The sequence below is a fragment of the Bartonella sp. AU16XJBT genome, from assembly GCF_028618665.1.
Taxonomy (GTDB): Bacteria; Pseudomonadota; Alphaproteobacteria; order Rhizobiales; family Rhizobiaceae; genus Bartonella.
Genome location: NZ_JAQITF010000002.1, coordinates 153,584 through 179,216, shown reverse-complemented (window position 1 = coordinate 179,216; position 25,633 = coordinate 153,584). Strand labels below are relative to the sequence as shown.

At 36.4% G+C, this 25,633-nt stretch carries 16 protein-coding genes and 1 pseudogene; 4 read left to right on the top strand and 13 right to left on the bottom strand.

The genetic code is table 11. The features are described 5' to 3' along the window. Window positions 1–363 precede the first annotated feature (363 nt). The 9 genes and pseudogenes from PVV66_RS01900 to PVV66_RS01860 all read right to left on the bottom strand — a co-directional run bounded on the left by PVV66_RS01900 (window position 364) and on the right by PVV66_RS01860 (window position 12,887). Window positions 364–1,302 carry a COG2958 family protein gene (locus tag PVV66_RS01900; RefSeq protein ID WP_273718368.1) on the bottom strand — a complete coding sequence of 313 codons (939 nt, stop codon included), beginning with the start codon at window positions 1,300–1,302 and terminating at the stop codon, window positions 364–366. Window positions 1,303–1,736: 434 nt separating this feature from the next. Then, window positions 1,737–4,488, bottom strand: a pseudogene (locus tag PVV66_RS01895) (DEAD/DEAH box helicase). A gap of 22 nt (window positions 4,489–4,510) precedes the next feature. Further along, window positions 4,511–6,151: a site-specific DNA-methyltransferase gene (locus PVV66_RS01890; protein ID WP_273718366.1), complete on the bottom strand. Its 1,641-nt coding sequence runs from the start codon at window positions 6,149–6,151 to the stop codon at window positions 4,511–4,513. A 57-nt stretch (window positions 6,152–6,208) separates the two neighbouring features. Then, window positions 6,209–6,610 carry an SUF system Fe-S cluster assembly protein gene (locus PVV66_RS01885; RefSeq protein WP_273718364.1) on the bottom strand — a complete coding sequence of 134 codons (402 nt, stop codon included), beginning with the start codon at window positions 6,608–6,610 and terminating at the stop codon, window positions 6,209–6,211. After that, complete coding sequence (locus PVV66_RS01880) at window positions 6,603–7,847, bottom strand: cysteine desulfurase (RefSeq protein WP_273718363.1); 1,245 nt, start codon at window positions 7,845–7,847, stop codon at window positions 6,603–6,605. The genes PVV66_RS01885 and PVV66_RS01880 overlap by 8 nt, the downstream gene beginning before the upstream one ends. 10 nt (window positions 7,848–7,857) lie before the next feature. Beyond that, window positions 7,858–9,123, bottom strand: a complete 1,266-nt coding sequence (sufD, locus tag PVV66_RS01875) for a Fe-S cluster assembly protein SufD (protein ID WP_273718361.1) — start codon at window positions 9,121–9,123, stop codon at window positions 7,858–7,860. 11 nt (window positions 9,124–9,134) lie between these two features. Beyond that, entirely contained in the window at window positions 9,135–9,890 is a 756-nt protein-coding gene (gene sufC, locus PVV66_RS01870; protein WP_273718359.1) for a Fe-S cluster assembly ATPase SufC, read from the bottom strand. Between the two features lie 166 nt (window positions 9,891–10,056). Beyond that, window positions 10,057–11,568, bottom strand: coding sequence for a Fe-S cluster assembly protein SufB (gene sufB / locus PVV66_RS01865; RefSeq protein ID WP_273718357.1), 1,512 nt, complete (start codon window positions 11,566–11,568; stop codon window positions 10,057–10,059). Window positions 11,569–11,741: 173 nt separating this feature from the next. Next, on the bottom strand, window positions 11,742–12,887 hold the full coding sequence (locus tag PVV66_RS01860; protein ID WP_273718355.1) for a cysteine desulfurase family protein: 1,146 nt from the start codon (window positions 12,885–12,887) through the stop codon (window positions 11,742–11,744). Between the two features lie 161 nt (window positions 12,888–13,048). Here PVV66_RS01860 and PVV66_RS01855 point away from each other — a divergent pair, with 161 nt between their 5' ends. From PVV66_RS01855 to PVV66_RS01845, 3 genes are all read left to right on the top strand, one after another. Further along, window positions 13,049–13,729: an alpha/beta hydrolase gene (locus PVV66_RS01855; RefSeq protein WP_012231761.1), complete on the top strand. Its 681-nt coding sequence runs from the start codon at window positions 13,049–13,051 to the stop codon at window positions 13,727–13,729. Window positions 13,730–14,053: 324 nt separating this feature from the next. Continuing rightward, a complete protein-coding gene (tyrS, locus tag PVV66_RS01850) occupies window positions 14,054–15,307 on the top strand; it encodes a tyrosine--tRNA ligase (protein ID WP_273718352.1) in 1,254 nt (417 codons plus the stop codon). Window positions 15,308–15,522: 215 nt separating this feature from the next. Further along, on the top strand, window positions 15,523–16,008 hold the full coding sequence (locus PVV66_RS01845; protein WP_273718350.1) for a peroxiredoxin: 486 nt from the start codon (window positions 15,523–15,525) through the stop codon (window positions 16,006–16,008). Window positions 16,009–16,372: 364 nt separating this feature from the next. Here the strand turns inward: PVV66_RS01845 and prfB are convergent. From prfB to PVV66_RS01830, 3 genes are all read right to left on the bottom strand, one after another. Beyond that, a protein-coding gene (prfB, locus tag PVV66_RS01840; protein ID WP_273718348.1) for a peptide chain release factor 2 occupies window positions 16,373–17,501 on the bottom strand; the annotation gives its coding sequence in 2 pieces (ribosomal slippage) (window positions 16,373–17,431 and window positions 17,433–17,501; 1,128 coding nt in all). Between the two features lie 170 nt (window positions 17,502–17,671). Next, window positions 17,672–20,137 carry a penicillin-binding protein 1A gene (locus tag PVV66_RS01835; protein ID WP_273718347.1) on the bottom strand — a complete coding sequence of 822 codons (2,466 nt, stop codon included), beginning with the start codon at window positions 20,135–20,137 and terminating at the stop codon, window positions 17,672–17,674. A gap of 168 nt (window positions 20,138–20,305) precedes the next feature. Continuing rightward, on the bottom strand, window positions 20,306–21,535 hold the full coding sequence (locus PVV66_RS01830) for an N-acetylmuramoyl-L-alanine amidase (RefSeq protein ID WP_273718346.1): 1,230 nt from the start codon (window positions 21,533–21,535) through the stop codon (window positions 20,306–20,308). Between the two features lie 612 nt (window positions 21,536–22,147). Between PVV66_RS01830 and PVV66_RS01825 the strand changes: the two genes are divergently transcribed. Then, entirely contained in the window at window positions 22,148–24,778 is a 2,631-nt protein-coding gene (locus PVV66_RS01825) for an Rne/Rng family ribonuclease (protein WP_273718330.1), read from the top strand. A gap of 88 nt (window positions 24,779–24,866) precedes the next feature. On the opposite strand, the gene PVV66_RS01820 is transcribed toward PVV66_RS01825, so the two are convergent. Next, on the bottom strand, window positions 24,867–25,478 hold the full coding sequence (locus PVV66_RS01820; protein ID WP_273718327.1) for an invasion associated locus B family protein: 612 nt from the start codon (window positions 25,476–25,478) through the stop codon (window positions 24,867–24,869). Window positions 25,479–25,633 lie beyond the last annotated feature (155 nt).

Sequence of the window (25,633 nt, the reverse complement as noted above, 5' to 3'; positions counted from 1 at the left end):
TATTAACAAATAAAAACTTGATTTTTACTCTCTACAATAGAAAATTTGTAATAAATTATCATCATTAACTCTATTATTTAATGAAATCATGCCACACACAAAAAATAAAATGGGTCTAAAATAGAATTTTTACTCACCCTCGCTTGATGCATACATAAAATTTTGATTGTTTCACTATCAATATAAGATGTCTTGAAACGATTGAATGCTACAATATTCTAATCTCTAATTTAAGTAAAAAAAGAATAATTATCATTATTAATCAATATATTATCTAAATATAATCAATAAAATAGTTAGAGTAATTTTTTGTCACTCTGAACAAAAGAGCTTTAAAAAATAGAGTCTTTTTTTAAATACCCCTCATGGCCCCATATGATCCCAATCGGATGGACGCGTCTCGCCGGTTTGATAAAATTGACGAATGAGCTTGATATAATGAAGAAAGTCTTTGTTTTCCTCCACTAATCTATTAGCAGTATCCCAATCAATATCACTCCGTTCTTTCGCTGGAATTATGATCTCACTTTCAGAAGCGTTTTCCTTGTTGAGTCTTATAAATCCAATTCCATGCAAACTTGAAAGCATTCGAAGTTCTTTTAATGTATCAACACCTTCAACTTCACTAGCCACTAAATAACTAAAATTAGCCCATGAAGAATTGCTAACCGTTTGAAAAAATGCTTTTCGTAAATTTGAACGATTGATAAGAATTTTAACTTCAAAAGACCAAAGCTTCGTTTTTTTATCAAAATATTGCAAAACGCAATCTTTGATTTCACGATTCCATTCCTTACTTAAATCTTGTATTCCTACGAGATCCGGATAAAGCCATTTGTTCCCGCCCGAACCATGTTTATTATGAGAACATTTCTCATTAATGCGTTTGCTGTAAACTGCAAGTTCTGACCATAAAAATTTAGATAATAACGGATAAAGGTCATGTTCTTTAACAGAACCATCTTTTGTTCTACCCTCTGCATTGTCCTCTACTGCATCAATTTCAGCGCTATCTGTTTGTCTTGTAAAATAATATTGCCGTGGTCGTCCTTCAGTGGTTTTAATTTCTGGATAACGCTTTTGTAACTGAGGTCGCTGAGATCCTATTTCAGCGACAATTTGCTGAATAAGAGCTATATCATTCTTAAGAGGAGCGATTGTTGCCGTTGACCGCTTTTGTTTTTGTCGGCATTTTTCTGGATAATTTTCAAATATCCATTGAGCAATGTCTCGAGCTGTAAATTTTTTTGTCGGGTTTTTCTTTAAAAAATTAAAAACAGTGTTTGTTAAATTCAAAGTCATATGTAGAATATTCCACTTTTATCCTCTGGATATTTCATTATATTCAGATGTTCCAAAAGAAAAAACAACAAACTGTTTAATTTTTTTTTTGAAAAAAGCATATCTCTGAAATTACTCAATAAAATTAAAATATTTTTTCTCAATTTATCACTATAAACTCAAGAACTGTTTCGTATAAAGTAAAGTGAGGATGTATTTTCAGAAAAAATTGTAAATGAGCTGTAAATCCCCATAAAAAAGTATAATCTTGTATATATTTTTCCTTTTATTTTAATGTTTTAGAAAAAAATAATAACTTTCTTATTTAAGAAATCCCTAATATTTTTAAATTAATGATGCGATAATGCATAAAATTAAAAATAATATTCAAATATTTGATCGAGCCTCACATCCGTCAATTAAAAAACTTATATGTTTTATTTTGAAGCAAAACGTTATGGGCTTTCAAGTATAGATTCTGAAATAGTAAACTCTGCACATAAACCTTCAAAACTACTATTAGCTTTAATAGCATCATGGGGAATAAGAACATAATACCATTTTTTACCGCCATAAGTAGCCGCATAGCGCGTTGCATGACAACACCATTGAACTGCAGCTTCTCTCTTTTTTAAAACAATAACGTTTTGTATTTCAGAGGCTTTTTTAGGCTCACAAAGATATTTGGCATCCTTCGTTTCTACAACAAAGTCCGGTTCATAAGTTGAGCCTTTATCATACTCTATCTTGAAAAAACCTCTAGCGGGTTTCATCCATTTCAATACTTGTGAATCATCCTCTAATATCTGAGCAAATCGTAATTCTCCTTCTACTGAATCAAACTTTTGCAAAGGATAACAGCATTTTTTAAAGCCGCTGAATACAAGTTTTTTAATATCGCTTTTAATGGCGGGAATATTACGAAAATCAACAGGAGATGTTCCTTGCGGCAACACATAATGGATAGGTGTTAAAGTTGTAAAACTTCGTGTCACTTTGATCTCATAATCTTTTTTCGTTTCCCATTGATGTTCTCTCAATTGTGCAACAATAAAATCACTCAGCTTATGCTGATAGTGAATTAATACGTTCTCAACGGCTGCGTCATTAGGTAAATAAGATCGGAAATGCTCTACTATCTGACCAGCTAATTTTCGTAATAATAGCGTATGGCTATCATAATCGATAAAATCATTATCAATTAAACAACGAATGATATAATTTTCAAGATGAGGCTCTTTGATATATTCATTCTTAGAAGTAAGAAAAATGCTTTTGTGGGTACGCAATTCTCGAATTAAAAGCTCTTTACTAACAGGTTGCAAATTTAAGCTTTCTAGATTTTCCAAATCAAAATCAGAAAAACCATAAGTAACCTCACGTGAAGGAATGAGGATAATATTGGGAATATCTATCATCAATTCTGCTAATTGTTTTGTCAAAATTGTAACCACTTTTGACACGAGAGACTTTTGTGCTAGCGGCATAGTACTCATAATTTTATTGCTCATTTTTTCTTGTATCGGTGCAGAACAAAGCATTTGAGAACTTAGTAAATTATCATTCTCTTTGATAATATTCCACGCAATAGCAGCAATTTGTTGCTCTTCGGGCGTCAATATAGGGGAATCTGTATTTCGTAACATGATATTTTGTAGATCTGATGCTCTATCTATATCGCAATGACGCGTTCCCGCCGTTTGCATAAATAAAGCTTCCACTTGACATGGAACCGTCACTATATCTGTTTTTTCAGAGGGTATGTCCCCCCCCTTTTCCAATCTCAATATGCTTTTTTATAATTGAGTTTGGATCATTTGCACGGTCAATAATATCCTGGAAACGATCATGCGCAATGATTGTTAAACGATCAATAGCTTCTACACCGGTCCTACATCCATACGGCAAACGCAATCCACGCCCAATTGTTTGCTCTGTTAAAATTTCTGAAGCCGATGCACGCAACGGTACAATCGTATAGAGATTGGTAACATCCCACCCCTCCTTTAATTTATTAACGTGAATAACAATTTCTGTTGATTCATGAGGATCTTCAATCGCAATAAGCTTTTGAATATTTTGATCTTCTTCTATATTTGACTGCTTTGTATGAATCTCTAAAACTTTTCCCTTATAGGCCCCTGCGAAAAAATCATCTGATTCCAATAAATCACGCAATTTCTGTGCATGATTTGTATCTTGAGCGACAACTAAAATAAAAGGCTTAACGAACTTTTTGTTATAATCTTTGGCATAAGCGATTAAATCTGCTTTTACGTTTTCGTGTGCAAGAATTGCATCTTGTAATTTAATATGTTCTAATTGCTCAGATGTATAATTTTGCGGTTGAAAGTCTTTACGTGTAGCAACAGCAGGCTCTTTTACAAAACCATCCCTCATAGCCTCTGCAAGTGAATAACTGTAAACAACATTTTTAAAATCTACAGGTTTTGCACCTATTGTTTTCGGTGTTGCTGTAAGCTCTATACCTAATATAGGTTTTAACTCATTAATTGCCGCCGCACCAGCAGAAGCACGATAACGATGTGCCTCGTCCATTAACAAAACTAAATCAGGAAGATTTGCGAGATAATCAAAATAACTTTCACCAATCGTCTCTTGTAAGCGTTTAATCCGCGGAATACTAGATTTTAGTGCAGCTTTTTTATTATCCATTGTATTAATTTTAGAAATATTAAAAATATTGATAAAGGCTGTATCCCTATTTTCAAACAAACGCTTTTGTCCGTGAAAGTGGTGTTCATCAGCGCGAATACCTTTACCACTTTCATAATCTTCACCTGTAATAATGACTGGTCTATTGGCAATAAACTCACTCATTCCACTGAAAACATATTTTGAACTTTGGGGACTAAAATCCTGTTTTAATTTTTCATAAATAGTCAAATTTGGCGCTAAAACAAAAAAGTGACGACTACGTCCTGTTAAATAAAGATAGCTGATAAAAGCGCCCATAAGTCGTGTTTTCCCAACACCCGTTGCTAAGGCAAAACAAAAAGAAGGAAAGTTTCGTTCAAAGTCTTGTACAGAAGGATAGAGATTTTTTACCGATTCTAATTCTGCAATCAAATCAGCACTTTTAGAAAGCTCTATATTTTCTAAGATGTTCACCAAAATATTTAAAGATTCACGTTGAGGATCGCGCAACGATAGGCGAGCAGAAATCCTTTTTTCAACAGTGTTCATGAAAAACTCCGCTTTTTATATATTATCCAAATAGATCTAATTCTGCTTGCGCATCATCTTTATCTTTGTTTTTTTCTTTTACCACAATCATTGGTTCAAGATTGGCGATATTTAAACTGTAATCATCCCTTCCCCATTCGCATTTTTCTAATACTACACGGGGAATTTTAGTCAGTGTGAGATTCTCAAAGGAGGCTGATTTTGTATCAAAAGCTGTACAACAAATCAGCAACGTGCGATGAGACCCCACCTCTTCGCTTATAATACGCAGTTGTTCATGAGTCATAGCACTTGTTGTAACATAAATATAATCTGTTTCCGTTGAATACCCTTGCATCCAATAATGATTTTCATCCGGCGCATAAGTAAACCCCATATGTTTACACATCGCTTCTGACAGCATTGCTGCATTATATTTGCAACTAATAATCCATTGTCCCCATGGATCTTTTTGCAACAGAGAAGGAGCAAGGCGATAATAACGAAATCCACCGCCCCCTTGCCAATTGACACTTTTGGAAATTCCCCCTTGATCAGTTCCATCAATCACTTGTTTTAAACGAGGGATAATATGGGTATGACAATGTTCTCCAAGTTCAATCATAATCCACCTGCGGCCCATTTTATGAGCAACAGCCCCCGTCGTACCAGAACCCGCAAAGGAATCCAGGGTAAGATCACCGGGATTCGTTGCAAGTTGAATGATGCGTTCCATTAGACGCTCAGGTTTGGGAGTTGTAAAGACATGATCAGAATTAAAGGCTTTGACTTCTCTTTTTGCATCTTGATTGTGCCCTACTTCCGTATAGGGCCAAATCGTCATTGAAACCATACCATTTTTTACTTCTGATAAAAAACGCTTCAAAGAAGGAATATTGCTTCCTGTTGGACCAAACCAAATGCGATTATCTTCTAACAATTCAGAGAATTTTTTTTCACTCATAGCCCAACTTCTACCATGAGGAGGCATCACTTTTCGTCCAGAAGGTGTGACGATTTCGTAAATATCTTTAAGCGTCACCCTTTTTACGGATAAGTCTCCAGGTTTCCAAGGACCACGCGGATCATTATCAGGATTTTTATAGCGTGCATCCATAGCGCTTGAACGAGGAAGCAAGTAAGGGCGCCAAATCGTTTTATCTTTGGCATAAACCATTATAAAATCATGGTTATCGGAAAACCATTTTGTATCATTTTGTGGAGCATATTTCTTTTGCCAAATAACATTGTTAATGAAATTTTGGCGACCAAAAATTTCATCCATCATTACTTTAAGATAGGCTTGTTCATCATCATCGATTGATATCCAGATACTTCCATCATCCGCAAGCAAATGATGTAACAACTCTAGCCTGTCTCTCATAAGACTGAGCCATATGGAATGCTCCAAACCATCTTCATAATGCTCAAAGGCATTGCCTGTATTATAAGGTGGATCGATATAGATACATTTCACCTTCCCCGTATATTCTTGCTCTAGTGCTTTGAGTGCGAGTAAATTATCACCAAAAATAAGTTTATTATCAAAAATATCCTGCGATGATATTTGATGCGAGGCATGATAAGATTTTTCAAGATCTTCTAATAAGACATGAGGTTCTAGTTTGGGACGTTCTTCTTTTCCAATCCAGGTAAGTTCTAATTTTTGTTTATTATAACGCATATGATCGTTTTTAAATCCAACTGTTTATAAAAAACGATGTATTTGCAAACAGTATTGTTAGTACCATCCCACAGCAATTTGCGCTTCTTCTGACATACACTCAGGTGTCCATGGTGGATCAAAAGTCATCGTGACTTCAACATGCGAAACCCCTTCAACAGCACTGACAGCATTTTCTACCCATCCCGGCATTTCACCAGCAACAGGACAGCCTGGCGCTGTAAGAGTCATTTCAATTTTTACTGAACGATCATCTTCAATATCAATACGATAAATCAGTCCTAGCTCATAAATATCAGCAGGAATCTCTGGATCATAAACTGTTTTAAGAGCAGCAATAATATCATTCGTCATCCGATCAATTTCGTCTGCTGGAATTGCTGATATGTAAGATTTTTCATTTTCGCCTACAGTTTCAACAGATTCTTTAGAATGACGCTCTTCTATTAACTCACCCATTAAAAAATGTCCTTGTTTCTTTCAATGCTTCAACTAATTGATCTACATCTTCTTGAGTATTATACATGGCCAACGATGCGCGACAAATAGATGTTAGACCAAAGCGCTGTAATAAAGGCTGTGCACAATGAGTGCCCGCACGTATTGCAACCCCTTTTCTATCAATAAACATAGCAATATCATGAGCGTGAATACCTTCAATTGCAAATGATATAATAGCTCCTTTATTGGGAGAATGGCCATAAATGCGCAATGCCTCAATCGTTTTAAGTTTTTCATGCGCATAAGCCGAAAGAGACATTTCATGGGCATGAATTGTACTAAGACCTTTTTCTTTTATATAATCAATAGCCGCAGCTAATCCAATAGCTTCAACGATAGGAGGCGTCCCTGCTTCAAAACGATAAGGAGGAGCATTATAAAGAACCTTATCGGTTGTTACCTCCTCGATCATTTCACCTCCCCCTTGAAAAGGACGCATTTCCTCTAACCGGTGTTCTTTACCATAAAGAACACCAATCCCAGTGGGACCATAAAGCTTATGTCCTGTAAAGACATACCAATCACAATCGAGATCTTGTACATCAACAGTTAAATGTATTGCTCCTTGAGAACCATCAATAAGAACAGGTATAGAATTTTGATGTGCTTGCTTAATCATCTCTTTAACAGGAGGCACAGTGCCTAATATATTAGACATATGCGTTATAGCGACAAGCCGTGTTTTTTCGCTTAAAGCCTTTTGGAAGTCTTCAATATGCAGAACACCATTTTCATCAACAGGAACAAAAATAAGTTTAACCCCTTTTCGTTCACGCAGAAAATGCCAAGGGATAATATTTGCATGATGCTCCATGATCGTTAGAACAATCTCATCACCTTCCTTGAGTTTGGGCATAGCCCATCCATAAGCAACCGTATTAATAGCTTCTGTTGCATTTTTCGTAAAAACAATTTCCTCAACTTTTTGAGCATTTAGAAAAACACGAACAGTCTCACGAGCATTTTCATAGGATTGTGTTGCTGTATTGGCTAAAAAATACATTCCTCTATGTACATTAGCATAACTATGCTGATAATAATTATTCATTGCATTGAGTACTGATTGCGGCTTTTGAGCAGAAGCACCACTATCAAGATACGCTAAGCGCTTTCCATAAACTTTATGGTGTAAAAGAGGAAAATCACGTCGAATTTCGTCGACATTATAATTGAATGTTTGTACGTCATTTTCCATTCTCCCCCCCTTAAACATTTTTTTCAAGCCATTGCCTAATGATATTCTCCAAAACAGCTTGGATATTATCTTGTTTGATGTCATCAATGAGCTCAGCAATAAATCCTTTAATTAAAAGAGCACGAGCCGTTTTAAATGGAATACCGCGCGCCATGAGATAGAAAAGATAATCGTGATTAATATTCGCAACTGTTGCGCCATGACCACAGGCAACATCATCAGCAAAAATCTCCAGTTCAGGCTTTGCATTAAATTCTGCATCATCCGAAAGGATAAGGCTATTACAAGCCATGCGTGCATCCGTTTTTTGTGCTTTTTGAGCAACACGTATTATCCCTTGAAAAACACCCACAGCCTTATCTGTAACCACATTGCGTATAATTTCGGTTGATGTTGATTTTTCTTCCACGTGACGAACGGTCATCGTAAGATCACTATGGGTTTGTCCTGATAATAAATTTATAACACGTAATTGAAAATCAGATCCTTCCCCCTGTAACTCAATATCGACTTCCTGACGATTGAGTTGGCTCCCTATATTAATGACATAAAGCGATAACTTCGCTCCTTGAGCAAGAACAGCACGCAATCGGCCAAACTGTGTAGAATTAAAACCGCGGTTGCGAATAAGAATCCACGTAACATCACTATGAGCGGCAATGTTTAATGAAAATATTGAACTGACAAAGGTATCTTGATCATTGCCAACTTGATGTTCAACAAACATAACTTGATTATTTTTATCAACTTTTATGTCTGAAAAAGTATGGGATTGTCCTCCCATTTGTATATTTTGCAATTCGATAGGTATATTTAACTTTGTATTTTCAAGAATGTGAAAAAGCCAACCATCTGTAACGAAAGCTGTATTTAACTGTCCAATAAAATCTTCATCAGAAATATTTTGATCTATCTTTATAGAATTATCTTCTAATGCATCTGAAAGGCGTTTTACTGTAATATTGTCTAGCTTTTTTGATTGTGTCGATGTTTTTCCATTATTCATAGAAAAAACAGCGCTTTCTGAAAACAATGGATCAACCAATGGATTGTCTTGAGCTTTTGAAAAATTACTCACAGATTTCAGTAATGTGCGCAGGTTGGTATAATGCCAATTTTCGATTTTACGAGAAGGAAGACGTGTCGTTTGAAACTGCTCAATAGCTTTCTTGCGGATTGCCCGCACAGCTTTGTCACCAGGTAAGTCGTTGATAGACTGATTGAAATTATTGATAATATCTTCTTCAACCGCTAACAAGTTTTGCCGTGCCTTCATATTCAATAACCTCAAACCGCTTCCCTGATAAGATCAGCATACCCATTTTGCTCTAAATAAAGCGCTAAGGATTTATCCCCACTTTTGATAATTCGTCCTTTATAGAGAACATGTACCGTATCAGGAATAATATAATTAAGCAGTCGTTGATAATGGGTAATCACTAAAAATGAACGTTTTGAATCCCGAAGTTTATTAACACCATCTGCAACAATTTTTAGTGCATCAATATCTAAACCAGAATCCGTTTCATCTAAAATGCAAAGTTTAGGTTCAAGAAGTGCCATTTGTAAAATTTCAGCACGTTTTTTTTCTCCCCCTGAAAAACCTACATTTAATGGACGTTTGAGCATGTCCATATCTATTTCAAGCTTGGCTGAAACGTCTTTAACATATTTTATAAATTCAGGAATTTTAAGTTCTTCATCACCACGCGCTTTGCGTTGAGAATTCATCGCAACTTTTAAAAATTCCATCGTTGCTACCCCTGGTATTTCCATTGGATATTGAAATGCAAGAAAAATACCATATGCTGCACGTTCTGCTGGATCCATTTCTAAAAGTGATTGTCCATTATAAAGAATATCGCCTTCTGTTATTTCATAATCATCACGACCAGCAAGTAAATAAGACAAAGTTGATTTTCCGGCACCATTTTGCCCCATAATCGCGGCAACTTCCCCATCTTGAACCGTCAAATTTAAACCACGAATAACTTCTGTATCGGTCCCAGCAATACGGGCGCGCAAATTTCTTATCTCTAACATCAATTTTATCCTGTTCTGGCTGTTTTTTTCAGATACCAATGCATATATTTTTTTGCCTTAGCATCTAGCTCCTTTTGTAATCACAATAGAAGTTATTTTTTTACATTATTTTCTACTGTTACAGCCTTTTTGCATCAAGTCTTCGATTTATCTTCATTAAATAAAATTACCCAACACTTCCTTCAAGGCTAATACCAATAAGCTTTTGCGCTTCGACAGCAAATTCCATGGGAAGTTTTTGAATAACTTCTTTTACAAAACCATTGACAATTAATGCAATAGCTTCTTCTTCAGGAATTCCTCTTTGCATAACATAAAAAAGTTGGTCATCAGAAATTTTTGATGTTGTAGCCTCATGTTCAAACTGAGCTGTTGCATTTTTTGCTTCAATATAAGGGACTGTATGTGCCCCACAATCATTTCCGATTAACAAACTATCACATTGCGTAAAGTTACGCGCATTTTGTGCTTTTCGATGTGCAGTGACTTGTCCTCGATAAGTGTTATTTGAAAAACCAGCAGAAATGCCTTTGGAAATAATACGACTGGAGGTATTTTTTCCTAAATGAATCATTTTTGTACCGGAATCAATTTGTTGGTGACCGTTTGCAACAGCAATAGAATAAAATTCTCCACGCGCATTATCACCACGAAGTAAACATGATGGATATTTCCAAGTAATCGCAGAACCAGTCTCAACTTGTGTCCAAGAAATTTTAGAGTTATCCCCTCGACAATCTCCACGCTTCGTCACAAAATTATAAATACCGCCCTTTCCATCTTTATCGCCAGGGTACCAGTTTTGTACTGTAGAATATTTAATCTCTGCATTTTCGAGGGCAATAAGCTCAACAACAGCAGCATGAAGCTGGTTTTCATCACGTTGGGGGGCTGTACACCCTTCAAGATAAGAAACATAGGAATCTTCAGCAGCGATAATCAATGTTCGCTCAAATTGGCCTGTATTGCGTTCATTAATCCTAAAATAAGTTGAAAGCTCCATAGGACAACGAACCCCTTTGGGAATATAAACAAATGAGCCGTCTGTAAACACAGCTGCATTTAAGGCCGCATAATAATTATCCCCTACTGGTACAACGGTTCCCAAATATTCTTTAATAAGCTCAGAATGTTCAATAATCGCCTCCGAAATAGAGCAAAAAATTACACCAGCACGTGCCAGTTCTTTTTTAAATGTTGTCACAACAGAAACAGAATCAAAGACCGCATCAACAGCCACCTGCCCCGATACAGATACACTGTCATCAAACGTAGAGGGATCAGACTGTTTTCTTACCCCTGCCAAAATCTCTTGTTCTTTAAGGGGAATGCCAAGTTTTTCGTACGTTGCTAATAACTCAGGATCCACTTCGTCCAAAGATTTTGGTCCTGTATGATTTTTAGGGGCAGCATAATAATAAAGCTCCTGAAAATCAATTTTAGGATATTCAAGACGCGCCCAATGTGGCTCTTGCATTGTCAACCAACGGCGGTAAGCTTGTAAGCGCCATGTTAGCATCCATTCAGGTTCATTTTTTTTAGCAGAAATAAATTTGATAATATCTTCATTCAAACCTTTCGGCGCTTTATCCGTTTTAATTTTCGTTTCAAAGCCATATTTATATTGGTCAACATCTATCTCACGAACTTGGCGTATCGTTTCTTGTACTGCCGGCATAAATCTTCTCCATTTTTTGGCATCAAAAACCGGTAACTAAAAGCCTTGTTTTTTTTACAAGATTAAAGTTAAGCAAGTTATTTCTTAGGCTATAGGCAAAGTGCGAAAATTTCAATCAAAGTTATTTTATTTTTAAAATAATTCTAATTTTTATAATTTCTTCATGATGAATTTTATCCTTTTTTCTTGTTTATCATTTGAGAAAAAAACAATAGAAAATCATCAATGTCTTCAGAAGTTGTATCACGTCCTATCGAAATGCGAATGGCGCCATTTGGAACATGATACCCCATTGCTTCCAAAACTTTGCTTTGTTTTACTTTTCCTGAAGAACAAGCAGAACCAGCCGATACAGAAAAACCTTCTAAATCAAAAGCAATTTGCATCGTTTCAGCTTTTATATTTTTTACGGTAAAGTAAGTTGTATTTGGCAAACGTTGAACTCTTTTGCCAAATATTTCAATATCTTGACTTATTTTTTGGAGTCCATCTTCTAATTTACCTCGTAAATATATTAACTGTTTTATTTCTTCCTTTGTGAAACAATCAGCCATTGCTGCTCCAAAAGCAGCAATAAGGGGCAATGCTTCTGTTCCTCCACGAAAGCCTTTTTCTTGTCCCCCCCCAGTAATAAGAGGAGTTGGCATGAGAAGATTGCCACATGAAACAAATGCACCAACTCCTTTAGGACCGCCAACTTTATGGGCAGACAGTATAAAAAAGTCTCCTCCTAGCTGATTAATATCAACAAAATTTTTATCGATATATTGAGTCAAATCAACAACAAGAGTGCCTCCTAAATTCCGAACAATAGCAGCTATTTCTTTTAACGGCTGAATAACACCAGTTTCACTATTTGCAGCTTGAATAGCAACAAGAGGTAAACCTTTTGTCTTATCGTGAGCCCTTAAGAGTGATGTTAATTTATCTTGTTGAATAAGCCCATCTTGATCAACAGCAATGACACTTATCAATTCTTTAGAAAAACGTCCTCCTTCTGCAACAGAAGGGTGTTCAGTCGCTCCAAGGTAAAGATGAGAAAATTGAACCTTTGCATTCCCCATTGTGTAAAAGGGTGTTAACAAAGTCATTGCTGCTTCACTCGCTCCAGAGGTAAAGACAACGTTATCTGGATCTGTTTTAAGATTTTCAGCGATTTGTCGACGCGCCTTTTGCAATAAAGTTTTAGCAGCACGCCCTTCCTTATGAACAGATGATGGATTACCAAATATCTCTAAAGATTCCAGTAACGCCATCCGCGCCATTTTTTTGAGCGGTGTTGTTGCGTTATGATCAAAATATCGACGTTTGATAACCATTTTACATCGCAACCATTAATCTTATGAATTGATTAAAAAAATAGCGCAATTTTCTTGAAAAGTGCACTTAAAAAAGAATATCTAATGATTATTTAAGAGATTCTATGGTAAAAGTCGACCAAGGTCAATAAAAGCCTTTCATAGCATTTAAGGAGCATTTTATGCCAGAAATTATTTTTAACGGTCCCGCGGGTCGGCTCGAAGGGCGTTATCAACCTTCACAACAAAAAAATGCACCCATTGCAATCATTTTGCACCCTCATCCCCAATTTGGTGGAACGATGAATCATAAAATTGTCTATGATCTCTTTTATATGTTCCAACAACGTGGCTTTACAACTCTCCGTTTTAACTTTCGTGGTATCGGGCGTAGTCAGGGGGAATTTGATTATGGAATAGGAGAACTTTCAGATGCGGCAGCGGCTCTCGATTGGGTACAAACACAACATCCAGACTCTAAAAATTGCTGGGTAGCGGGATATTCATTTGGAGCATGGATTGGTATGCAACTTTTAATGCGTCGACCAGAAATTGAAGGATTTATCTCTGTTGCCCCTCAGCCTAATGTTTATGACTTTTCATTTCTTGCACCTTGTCCCTCCTCTGGACTTATCATTCATGGTGGTATCGATAAAGTTGCCCCTCCTAAAGATGTTCAACTGCTTGTTGATAAATTGAAAACACAAAAAGGTATCATCATCACACAAGAAATACTGGAAGGGGCTAATCACTTTTTTAGTGGATATCATGAAGAACTGATTGAACGATGTGCCCACTATTTGGATAACCACATCACCAATGAACTTCTAGGCTCTCCTCCTGAAATACTTTCACTCACTTAGGAAAACACGAAAGATTTATAAAAAATCAGCAAAAATCGTTTCTGATCATAACAAAGTAATTTTTTTCAGGCTGTATTTGCGACTTTTCTAAATTTTTTTAGGATAGAAAACAGGATAAAAAAGTGTCTTTTTTATCTTATTTTCTATTGGCCTATGTTTTTTAGCGTAAAAAGGGAATAGTCCCCGTATTATTATCTTCATGATCAATATATCTGGTTTTCTTGTGATATGTGTGTCATTTATGCTAGATAAGGCATTAATGATCCATTATATGATCATCTGTTATATAAAATGAATGCCCTCTTAAATTAGGAAATTGACTCTGTGTTTGCCTTTAAATCTGATTTTTTACACATTATGAGCGAACGTGGTTTTATCCATCAAATTTCGGATGAAAAAGGCTTAGATGATCTTTTTTTAAAAAAAACAGTAAGTGCTTATACTGGATTTGATCCCACAGCATCAAGCTTACATGCTGGAAGTCTTCTTCAGATTATGATGCTTTATTGGTTACAAAAAACGGGACACCGCCCCATTGCTTTGATGGGTGGAGGAACAGGATTGATCGGTGATCCTTCCTTTAAAGATGAAGCACGACGCCTTCTAACACAAGATGATATTGCGGAAAATATTGATGGTATTAAAAAAGTATTTGCTAACTATTTGACATTCGGTGATCGAGAAACCGATGCTTGTATTGTGAATAATGCTGAATGGTTGTGCAATTTAAACTACTTAGAATTTTTGCGTGATGTAGGAAAACATTTTTCTGTCAATCGTATGTTGTCATTTGATTCTGTTAGACTCAGACTTGAGCGTGAACACTCTTTGTCCTTCTTAGAGTTTAATTATATGATTCTTCAAGCATATGATTTTGTTGAACTTTATAAACGTTATGGATTGCGTATGCAAATGGGGGGATCGGATCAATGGGGCAACATTATTAACGGTATCGAATTGGGGCATCGTTTAGGAACACCGCAATTATATGCATTAACATCACCATTGCTGACAACCTCTTCCGGTGCTAAAATGGGTAAGTCATTGAATGGTGCTGTGTGGCTTAATGCCGATATGCTTTCACCTTATCAATTTTGGCAATATTGGCGTAATACAGAAGACGCTGATGTAACGCGATTTCTAAAACTCTATACCACATTACCAATGGATGAGATTCTCAAACTTTCTCTATTACAAGGAACTGAAATTAACGAAGCAAAAAAAATTCTTGCAACAGAAATTACAGCAATGTTGCATGGACGTTCTCTTGCCGATGCAGCTGCAGAAACTGCCCGCAAAACATTTGAAGAAAAAACACTTGGAGAAAATCTTCCAACGGTTGAAATGAGCGCAACAGAATTAAAAACAGGTGCTGGATTGCTCTCTCTTTTAGTAAAAGCAGGACTTGCAAAATCAAACAGTGAGGCGCGCCGTCATATTCAAGGCGGAGGGATACGTGTTAATGATCAAATAATAAAGGATGAAACACACCTTATTATTGAAAAAGATGTCACAGCAGAAGGAATCATTAAACTTTCTTTTGGGAAGAAAAAGCATATATTGATTAAACCTTTATAATCTATTGATGTCTCATTCATTCTATAGGTTTTATATCCCAAATAGGGATGTTTCTTACGCTTTTTTGCTGATTTTTTCATTTAGTTTTTATGACAGAATGATTTTTACATGATAGTGAAAAATCTTTGAAATAAGTGTCTTCTAGAGAGTTGAAACTTTATTCCTTCTCTGTATGCTGGTAATTGATCTTTTCACTCAAAAAGAAAGATAAAAAAATGACAAAATCAATGAAAGGTACTCTTGCTCCTGATTTTAATTTGCCACGCGATGGAGGAGAAACAATCTGTCTTTCTGACTTTAGAGGCAAACCTGTTGTTTTATATTTTTATCCCAAAGATGATACGAGTGGATGCACAAGTGAAGCTCTTGATTTCACACAATTAAAGACGAAATTCGATGAAATCGGTGTTGCTGTTATAGGAATCTCTCCAGATAATGTAAAAAAACACGATAAATTTAAATTAAAACACGGACTTGATGTCATTTTGGTTTCTGATGAAGAAAAAACAACCCTTCAAGCTTATGGTGTTTGGGTGGAAAAAAGCATGTATGGACGCAAATATATGGGTGTCGAGCGGAGCACTTTTTTAATTGATGCAAATGGAATGATAGAAAGAGAATGGCGCAAAGTGAGCGTATCTAGACATGCTGAAAATGTTTTAGCTGCTGCAACACTTTTACAGTGTAATGATGGCATATGAACTAGAGGTGTACTATACTTTTAAAAGCAATAGCCTGCCTCCCCAATTGATTTTATTTTTCCAAGGGATTCAATTTTTGCAATATGTCCGTTTATAAGGATAACTAATTATTTATCCTTAAAATTAATCCTCCGAATATCGTAATTTTTTCTCCTTTTGGAGCCTTCTTATCTTGAATTAATCAGAAAATTTACTTGCGTCCATCATAAGCAGGATTGGCTTGTGAGAAGATGCTGTTGAAAAAAGGAACAAGAAAATATCTCTTTGAATCTTTTACGTATCAAGGACTATCGATACATCACAACATCAATAAAACAAACAGTTTAAGAAATAAATCGACACGGTTTGAAGGAGGGATATATCATTAACGAATATCTTCAATTTCTTTGTCTTTTCCATAAATACGTTGAGAAAGTGCTGCCTCTATAAATGCATCTAAGTTCCCATTAAGAACGGATTGTGGATCAGTATTTTCAATCCCTGTACGTAAGTCTTTTACAAGTTGATAAGGTTGAAGAACATAAGATCTAATTTGATGTCCCCATCCGATTTCTGTTTTAGAAGATTCAACAGCATTGGTTTCTTCTTCTCTTTTTTTGAGCTCTTCTTCATAAAGACGGGCCCGTAACATAGACCAAGCCGTGGCGCGATTTTTATGCTGAGAACGCTCAGTTTGACACTGAACAACAATCCCCGTTTTTATATGTGTGATGCGAACGGCAGAATCTGTCGTATTAACATGTTGTCCTCCTGCTCCCGATGCACGATAGGTATCAATACGCACATCTGCCTCTGACACATCAACTTCAATATTGTCATCAATAACCGGATAAACCCAAATGCTTGCAAAAGAGGTATGGCGCTTTGCATTCGAATCAAATGGGGAAATTCGTACCAAGCGATGAACGCCTGATTCTGTTTTTAACAATCCATAAGCATTATGCCCTTTTACAAGAATCGTGGCTGACTTTATTCCTGCTTCTTCCCCATCATGAATTTCTAATAGCTCAACTTTCATTTCATGCTGTTCAGCCCAGCGCATATACATACGCAAGAGCATAGAAGCCCAATCTTGGCTTTCTGTTCCCCCTGCCCCAGCATGAACTTCTAAATAGGTATCATTGGGATCCGCCTCCCCTGAAAGAAGCACATCAATTTGCCTTTTATCGATCTCATTTTTAAGATTACGTATTGAATTTTCTGCATCAGCGATAATTTCAACATCACTTTCTTCTTCACCCATCGCGATGAGCTCAATGCATTCTTCAAGTGTTTTTGTAAATGATAAAAGACCATTGATTGAATCATCAAGACGTTGACGCTCCCGCATCATATCCTGTGCTTGTTGCGCATCATCCCATAATGATGGATCTTCCGCTCTTTGATTAAGATATTCGAGACGTTTTAGTGATTGATCCCAGTCAAAGATGCCCCCTTAGCAATTGAATTGCCTTCTGGATTTCATCAACTAATGTTTCTATTTCTGCTCGCATAATTTAACACCGTATTTTTCTATACTCTTTCTCGTTATGTCTCTTAGCATTTTATACAAACTTAATAGCCTCTATCAGAAAATGGAACAAGTTCATCATTCTATTTACAGGACAAACACTATAAAAAAATAGATAAAAACCAAGACTCATGGCAAAGAAGATTTTATCGATTAATACAGCCCACCTGTCCCACTTTCAAGGGCTTTATTGACTTGTGGAGAAGTGGTTACTGCAGGGACACCTTCTTGAAAAGAATTCGTTCCCCCAATGACTTGATATATATCCGCAGGACCAGTCCCTGGTTTAAATGCTTCTATAATGACATCTGGATCTCCTCTTTCCGCAAGCATTCCTGTTTTCCGATTAATTGGCATTAAAATCATACCCTTTGGCATCTTAAAGGGAACATCTGGTTTCCCCTTCAGAGCTGCTTCCATAAATTCACCAAAAATAGGTGCTGCCAATGAACTTCCCGTACCATTATATCCCAGCGATGCTGGTTGATCGTACCCAACAAAAACACCAACGACGAGATCAGGAGTAAATCCCATAAACCAGACATCTTTAGAATCATTGGTGGTTCCTGTTTTAGCGGCAATATGTCGATTGAGATAACGTAAACGCGCAGCTGTACCGCGTTGAACAACCCCTTCCATCATTGATGTAATTTGATAAGCCGTCATAGGATCAAGAACTTGATCTCTCTCATCAATCAATGTGGGTTCTCTTTGATTGTTCCATGAATGCGTATTACAATTTTCACAAATACGATCATCATGACGATAAATTGTCTTCCCATAACGATCTTGAATTCGGTCTATCAGAGAAGGTTTAATAGAGCGTCCCCCATTGGCAATAACGGAATAAGCTGTAACCATCCGTAACACTGTTGTTTCAGCAGCTCCTAAAGCCATTGGAAGATAAGGCTGCAATTTATCGACCACACCAAAACGTTCTGCATATTCAGCGACAAGAGGCATTCCCATATCATTGGCAAGCCGTACTGTCATAAGATTACGAGAATGCTCAATGCCATAACGCAGTGTTGAAGGTCCTGCAAAGGTACCACCATAATTTTTGGGTTGCCAAACTTCTCCATTATATTGACGAACTTCGATGGGACCATCTAAGATAAGCGTTGCTGGTGTATATCCAATGTCAAGCGCTGCTGCATAGACAATAGGCTTAAAAGAAGAGCCCGGTTGACGATAAGCTTGGGTTGCACGATTAAATTCAGATGCAGCAAAAGAAAAACCTCCCACCATCGCAAGAACCCGCCCTGTATGAGGTTCCATAGCAACGATGGCCCCTTCAACCTTGGGTATTTGCTGTAAACGATAAGTGTTGTTTGTATTGGATAGTTTTTCAACAAAAATGACATCCCCCACTTGCAGAACATGAGACAAGCTCTGAACAGTTCTTCGATAACCATTTTCTTTCACAACATGGAGTGCCCATTTTGAATCAGCTTCAGATAAAACAGCAATTTCGCGTTTTTTTGAGAGTAGCCCCGAAGCTTCACGCTCTGGCTGTAAACCAATCTCTACTTTATTGGGATTTGCAGAAAGAACAACAGCTAAACGCCATTCAGGAACATCACTTAACCCTGTGATATTCGCAAGTTCTATCCCCCAATCATCTTTCTTATCAATATGTGCATAAGCTCCGCGCCATCCTTGTGCATGATCAAATTTAATTAATCCATTGTGTAAAGCCCGTCGAGCAAGAATTTGCAAATGCGGATCAAGTGTTGTACGAATTGAAAGACCACCTTCATAAAGTGTTTTAGCCCCATAGCGATGCATTAAACGACGACGCACTTCTTCAGTAAAGTAATCAGCCGCAAAAACATAGCTATCGCTCCCGCGCATTGTCGCTCCTAAAGGCTTAGCTTTCGCTTTTTCACCTTGTGCACGCGTTACATACCCATTTGCAACCATCCGATCTATAACCCAATTGCGCCGATCAATAGCACGCTGTGTATTCTTAAATGGATCATAATTTGCTGGTCCTTTTGGAAGAGCCGCCAAATAAGCACATTGTTCTAGCGTCAAATCATTGACGGATTTATTGAAATAGGTCAAAGAAGCAGCGGCTATACCGTAAGTACCACGCCCCAAATAAATTTCATTGAGATAAAGCTCTAGGATATGATCTTTTGAGTAAGTTTTCTCAATACGCATTGCTAAAATAGCTTCCTTAAATTTACGCTCTAACGTTGTTTCTGAACTTAAAAGGAAGTTTTTAGCAACTTGTTGCGTTATAGTTGATGCACCTTCTGGACGTCTTCCAGCACCAATATTACGAATATTATTGATCAAAGCGCGAGAAAGCCCTTCGGGATCTAAACCAAAATGATGATAAAAGTTTTTATCTTCAGCCGAAATAAAAGCATCTTTAACAAGCTTTGGGATTGATTGAATCGGCAAATAGAGGCGATGTTTTGTTGCAAACTCTGCCATAAGACGACCATCAGAAGCATGGACACGGGTCATTACCGGTGGCTCATAAAGTGAAAGAACTTCATAATCAGGAAGTGCATTTGCTCGACCACTGCTTATAACACCCCATGTTATTGCACCACAAAGTCCAGTAGCAACAAAAAAACGAAGAAGATATCTTAAAAAAATCATCATAAAAACGGCTATCGCTTTCTTAAGAATTGATCAAAGAAAAAATATGTTACTTCAATCACACCACGTGGATATCACCACAAGATTGAGATAAAGAAAAATTGTTTTCTATCTTTTATTTATACTAGGATACATAAAAACCCATATTGATTACTCTATTTTCTTACAAATTTAAAGAGGCTGTACCATTTTCTGCCTATAATCAGCAAATTGACGAATAGAATGAGCAATAGAGATTGCCATTTGTTTTCTCCAATGAGGGTCGTTTAATAACTTTTCATCCTCTTTATTGGATAAATAACCTATCTCTATCAAGACAGAGGGTATATCTGAAGCTCTTAAAACTTGAAAATTAGCATAGCGATGAGGGTTATTGATCAAGTTTATATGGCTCTTTGATAAACTTGAAATAACACTATTTGCAAAATTAACCGAAAATGTATGCGTTTCACGTCGTGTAAGATCCATCAAAATATCTGTAACTTCAAGCGTTTCATCTGCAGGCAAACCATCAAGTAAATCAACTTTATTTTCACTTTCAGCTAAAGATTTCGCAATGGCATCAGAGGCTTTATCTGATATGGTATACACTGTGGCACCACGAAGAGAATGTACATCAATCGTATCCGCGTGAATGGATATAAAAAGATCAGCTTCAAACTCTTGCGCTTTTTTAACTCTTTCACTTAATCTTAAAAAAATATTAGAATCACGCGTTAAGGCAACGCTAATATGAGGATCTTTTTGTAATTCATCTCGCAGTGCCCGCGCAAAATCTAAAGTTACATCTTTTTCTAAAATTCCAGTAACCCCCCGTGCACCTCCATCAATACCACCATGACCAGGATCAAGAACAACACGAAAATTTTGTGCCGAAATCAACGGTGCTTTTGTATCAAAATTGGTCCTTTGCTGGCTCTTTAATATCTTATCAAATTTTTCTTGTGTACTTTTACGAATATCAACCAGCAATTGCCATAAACCATTGTCTAATTTTTTTACGATACTTTTTTCAACAACAAAAGCTGTTTTGCTTGTCAAAACAATGCGTGAAGTCTGTATGTCAGAGAATGCATAACGCACATCTGAGAGCATAACGGACAATGTATTCTGTTTTTTTAAAGGTGTATTTTGCATTGAAAAGTCAATGGTAGGTAAATTGATAATCAAACGTGCGGGCCTATCCAAAACCTGCAAACGAACATTTGGTTTTGAATTGAAAACCGCAATTATACGCGTATGAGCACTATCACCAATGGTTCGAAAACTAATAAGTTTCAAAGGACCCGCGGCTTGAACACTGGTTTGACATACCAAAAAAAATAATAATAAGCATGTGAATTGCACAATAACATCCCAATAGGCTATTTTCAGCTTTTGGGTAAAAAAAATTCTTATCATAAGCCCTCTTATCATAAGCAAAGTACTCTACACGACATTTGTAATAATTTATCTTGGTTATATAAAAACGATACACCAATTTATTCTCTATTTTTCAATAAATGTTAATCCCTTCCATTATAAATACTCAAAAACAAAATTAAGGTAATAAAAATATTATCATGATACATGATTTACATTGTTACTTGCCAAACGCATGATATCAACATAAAAGAATATTGGTGCTTCTTAGCTGATAATAGATCTAATTATCTGTAACTCATAGTAAGTTGTCTTGATAAAGGGGCTGTTGCATATTATGCGTTGAGACTTTGTTATGGATGAAAAATTTCTATGTTATAAACTAGGATTGCATTACTTAAGATTCGTTGGTTCGGATATCCGAACTGTTTTAAAGATTATTCTACCAGAGACTTTTAAGAAATATGAGTCATAAAAAACGGATGGAGATAATGATGAGAAATGGTGTAAATGCAGTCATGCATCTACACGTGATGTTTCGTCCTGTTTTTCTGGTACTTCCCTTTTATGGCAGACAGCCCTTTACATCTACGAATAATTACACCGTTCGTTTGAATAAAATTGTGCATGTCGCCTGCAGGATATTAACTTATGTCAAACAAAATGCTTATAGATGCCTCCCATCCGGAGGAAACACGTGTTGTTGTTATTCACGGAAACAAAATCGAAGAACTTGATTTTGAATCAGAACATAAAAAACAGCTCAAGGGGAATATTTATCTTGCACGTATTACGCGTGTAGAACCATCTCTCCAAGCAGCTTTTGTTGAATATGGCGGGAACCGACATGGTTTTTTAACATTTTCTGAAATTCATCCTGACTATTATCAAATTCCTATTGCTGATCGCCTTGCTCTTCTTGAAGAAGAGGAAGCAGCAGCTGTAGGGGAAAATCCAGCAGATGTTTTCCCGGAAGAAACAACTAAAAATAAAAAACGCTCCAGAAGAACAAAAAAAAATGCGAAAAACAATGTTATAGCAGCCGATGTTGAAAATGATATCACATCCGAAGCTGTAACAATTGATCATACAGAAGAAATATTAAATGCCAATGTCTCTTATGATGAGATCGAAATGGTCGGTGCTGAGGACATCCGTGAAGAGCTTCCTGCGTATCAAAGAAAACAAGGGCGCCAGTATAAAATTCAAGAAGTGATTAAACGACGTCAAATTTTGTTGGTGCAAGTCATCAAAGAAGAACGTGGTAATAAAGGTGCCGCCCTTACAACATATCTCTCTCTAGCAGGTCGTTATTCTGTTCTCATGCCCAACACAGCACGCGGTGGTGGTATTTCACGAAAAATTACGAATGTGCAAGACCGTAAGCGTCTTAAAGAAATCGTAAAAGAATTGGCCGTTCCAAAGGGTATGGGCGTTATCTTACGAACCGCTGGCGCCAATAGAACAAAAGCTGAAATTAAACGCGATTATGAATATCTTATGCGATTATGGGATACTATTCGCACTTTGACACTTGAGTCAACGGCACCATGCCTTGTTCATGAAGAAAGCAATCTCATAAAACGTTCTATACGAGATCTTTATAATAAAAACATTAGTGAAATTCTTGTCTCCGGAGACCAAGGATATCGTGAAGCAAAAGACTTTATGCGTATGCTTATGCCAAGTCATGCAAAAGTCGTGCAACCTTATCGCGATCCTACCCCTATTTTTGCAAGAAATAATATTGAAATTCAGCTTGATAAAATGTTGCAACCACAGGTTTCTTTAAAATCTGGTGGTTATCTTGTTATTAATCAAACAGAAGCACTTGTTGCTATTGACGTAAATTCTGGACGCTCTACGAGAGAATTCTCTGTCGAAAAGACAGCCTTACAAACTAACCTTGAAGCTGCAGAAGAAGTAGCGCGTCAATTACGCTTACGTGACCTTGCTGGTTTAATCGTGATTGATTTTATTGACATGCTTGAAGAACGCAATGTGCGACAGGTCGAAAAAAAATTAAAAGACTGTTTAAAAAATGATCGTGCTCGTATTCAAGTGGGTCATATTTCACACTTCGGCCTTTTAGAAATGAGCCGTCAACGTATTCGCATATCAGTTTTAGAAAGTACAACACAGCCCTGCCCTCATTGTGCAGGAACAGGAAATATACGTTCTGAATCATCAATTGCTTTACATGTTATGCGCTCAATTGAAGAATATCTTCTTCATAATTCGCAATATAATATTATTGTGCGCACACCCGTAGCAACAGCGCTTTATGTGTTAAATCATAAACGCAATATTCTTGTTAATTTAGAAGCACGCTTTAAACTTAATATTAGTATTGAAGCAGATGATAGTATTGGAACGCAACATCTTGTTATTTCTAAAGGCACAATAGCAGAAAGCATTTCTCAATCTTCATTAGAAGATGACAATAAACAAGAAATTGAAGATTTTGTTTTCATAAAAAGTGAATCTATTGAAAATCCCCCTCCCATTGAAACAAATCAAAAGCGTCGACGCAAAAATCGTCACGATGAAATGACTGATCATTCTCTCTCCGCCGTTCATAAAAAAGAAGATACGTTGAGTGATGATTCTTATCGTCGAGGACGCCGTCGAGGACGTCGTGGTGGTCGACGCAATCAAGATAATAGTTTTCATCAGATTCGCGTTCCTTACGCAGAACCAGTAGGAGATTTTGCTAAGCAGGCTTTAGAAGAAATTAAAGCAGCGCACCGCAAACGTCGTGTTCCATCTGCTAAATCTTCTAAACTTGAAGAAATGAAAAGTGATACACAAGCTCTCGATGTACAACAGCAAGATGAAGCGACAAAAGTTGATACAAATGTTAAACCTAAAAAACGTAAAACACGTTCTTCAAAGGCAGTAGAAAATAATCTTTCTCTAGAGAATAATCAAAATGTCGCAGAACAAAAATCTCTTGAAGAAAAGCCTACAAGCAGTTCAGTCCGTAAAATTAAAACAAAAAAAGCGGATAAATCTGTTCATGAGGGTGAGGATAAAACCCCTGAAAACACTAAGAAATCAACACGTAGAACACGTAAAAATTCATCCTCTAAAGAAACAACAGAAATACAAAAAACATTAGAAAAAGAAACTGATATGAAGATGGAGAAAGCTGTCGAACCTTCTCCTTCCAAAATTGAAGAAACAATTAACCAACCTGTTGTTCTTTCATCAACACCTCATGATTCTCCTAAAACTGCGCGTATTGGTTGGTGGAAACGCAGAACTCTTTCAAAAAATTAACAATAAAAAGAGACCGCCACAAAAAATTGTGGCGGTCTAAATAAACAATTATAGAAAAAGTTTGAACCAATTCTATGGCGTATGTGTATTATTTTTGTTTTGCTTTTTCTTGCTCAGCCCGCATACGCTCTTCAATTTCTTTTTGATTTGATTGAATAGCTTGCTGCAGCTTTATTTGTTCTTGTTGGAAATCTTTTTCTTCCATACCAGGACCGGTATATGCCGTTGTAAATCCATTAAGAGAAAATTCAATAGGATTAGCTGAACCACGGAAATTAACAGTGGTTACAACCATTTTTGTACCACTTTTCATAGCTGCAATAAGCTTATCATCTAAAACATCATTGGCAATACAACTTGGTCCATTACAAATGATATAAGGAATTTTTTTAGAGAAGCCATCACCTATTTGAATGTGAACACCTTCTGGCAAAAAACGACCTGTAGGCACTTGAATACCTATACGCTTTTCATTTTGCTTCCCTTTTATTTCAACAAGATTAAAAGCCGTTAAAGGTTGTCCCGTATTCGATAATACAGTATTCATTGTATTACAAATATCAACATCATGCTGCTTACTGCAAACTTTGTACCAACCTTGCGACAAAGTCTGCGCATTTGCAGAAATACCAGCTACAAGAAAAAGGGCAGCTGCTCCAACTAATACCGAAACAGCAGAATAAAAATTTTTATGCGACATGATTAAGTTAATCCTTTCAACGCGCTTTTAAGTAATTTTAAAAAATATTAAGTATAGTTCCAATTTAAATTTTATTAAATTATAATGAAATAAAACTTAATTTTATTATTTTTACTTCAATATAAAAAAAATCAAATTTAGAGAAAAAACTACGA

Excerpts from the sequence above, each read along its gene's own strand:
- PVV66_RS01830 (WP_273718346.1), bottom strand. The coding sequence starts at position 21,535 with ATGATAAGAATTTTTTTTACCCAAAAGCTGAAAATAGCCTATTGGGAT.
- PVV66_RS01835 (WP_273718347.1), bottom strand. The coding sequence starts at position 20,137 with ATGATGATTTTTTTAAGATATCTTCTTCGTTTTTTTGTTGCTACTGGA.
- PVV66_RS01845 (WP_273718350.1), top strand. The coding sequence starts at position 15,523 with ATGACAAAATCAATGAAAGGTACTCTTGCTCCTGATTTTAATTTGCCA.
- PVV66_RS01820 (WP_273718327.1), bottom strand. The coding sequence starts at position 25,478 with ATGTCGCATAAAAATTTTTATTCTGCTGTTTCGGTATTAGTTGGAGCA.
- PVV66_RS01900 (WP_273718368.1), bottom strand. The coding sequence starts at position 1,302 with ATGACTTTGAATTTAACAAACACTGTTTTTAATTTTTTAAAGAAAAAC.
- sufC (WP_273718359.1), bottom strand. The coding sequence starts at position 9,890 with ATGTTAGAGATAAGAAATTTGCGCGCCCGTATTGCTGGGACCGATACA.
- PVV66_RS01860 (WP_273718355.1), bottom strand. The coding sequence starts at position 12,887 with ATGGTTATCAAACGTCGATATTTTGATCATAACGCAACAACACCGCTC.
- PVV66_RS01825 (WP_273718330.1), top strand. The coding sequence starts at position 22,148 with ATGTCAAACAAAATGCTTATAGATGCCTCCCATCCGGAGGAAACACGT.
- PVV66_RS01885 (WP_273718364.1), bottom strand. The coding sequence starts at position 6,610 with ATGGGTGAGTTAATAGAAGAGCGTCATTCTAAAGAATCTGTTGAAACT.
- sufB (WP_273718357.1), bottom strand. The coding sequence starts at position 11,568 with ATGCCGGCAGTACAAGAAACGATACGCCAAGTTCGTGAGATAGATGTT.
- PVV66_RS01890 (WP_273718366.1), bottom strand. The coding sequence starts at position 6,151 with ATGCGTTATAATAAACAAAAATTAGAACTTACCTGGATTGGAAAAGAA.
- PVV66_RS01855 (WP_012231761.1), top strand. The coding sequence starts at position 13,049 with ATGCCAGAAATTATTTTTAACGGTCCCGCGGGTCGGCTCGAAGGGCGT.
- PVV66_RS01880 (WP_273718363.1), bottom strand. The coding sequence starts at position 7,847 with ATGGAAAATGACGTACAAACATTCAATTATAATGTCGACGAAATTCGA.
- sufD (WP_273718361.1), bottom strand. The coding sequence starts at position 9,123 with ATGAAGGCACGGCAAAACTTGTTAGCGGTTGAAGAAGATATTATCAAT.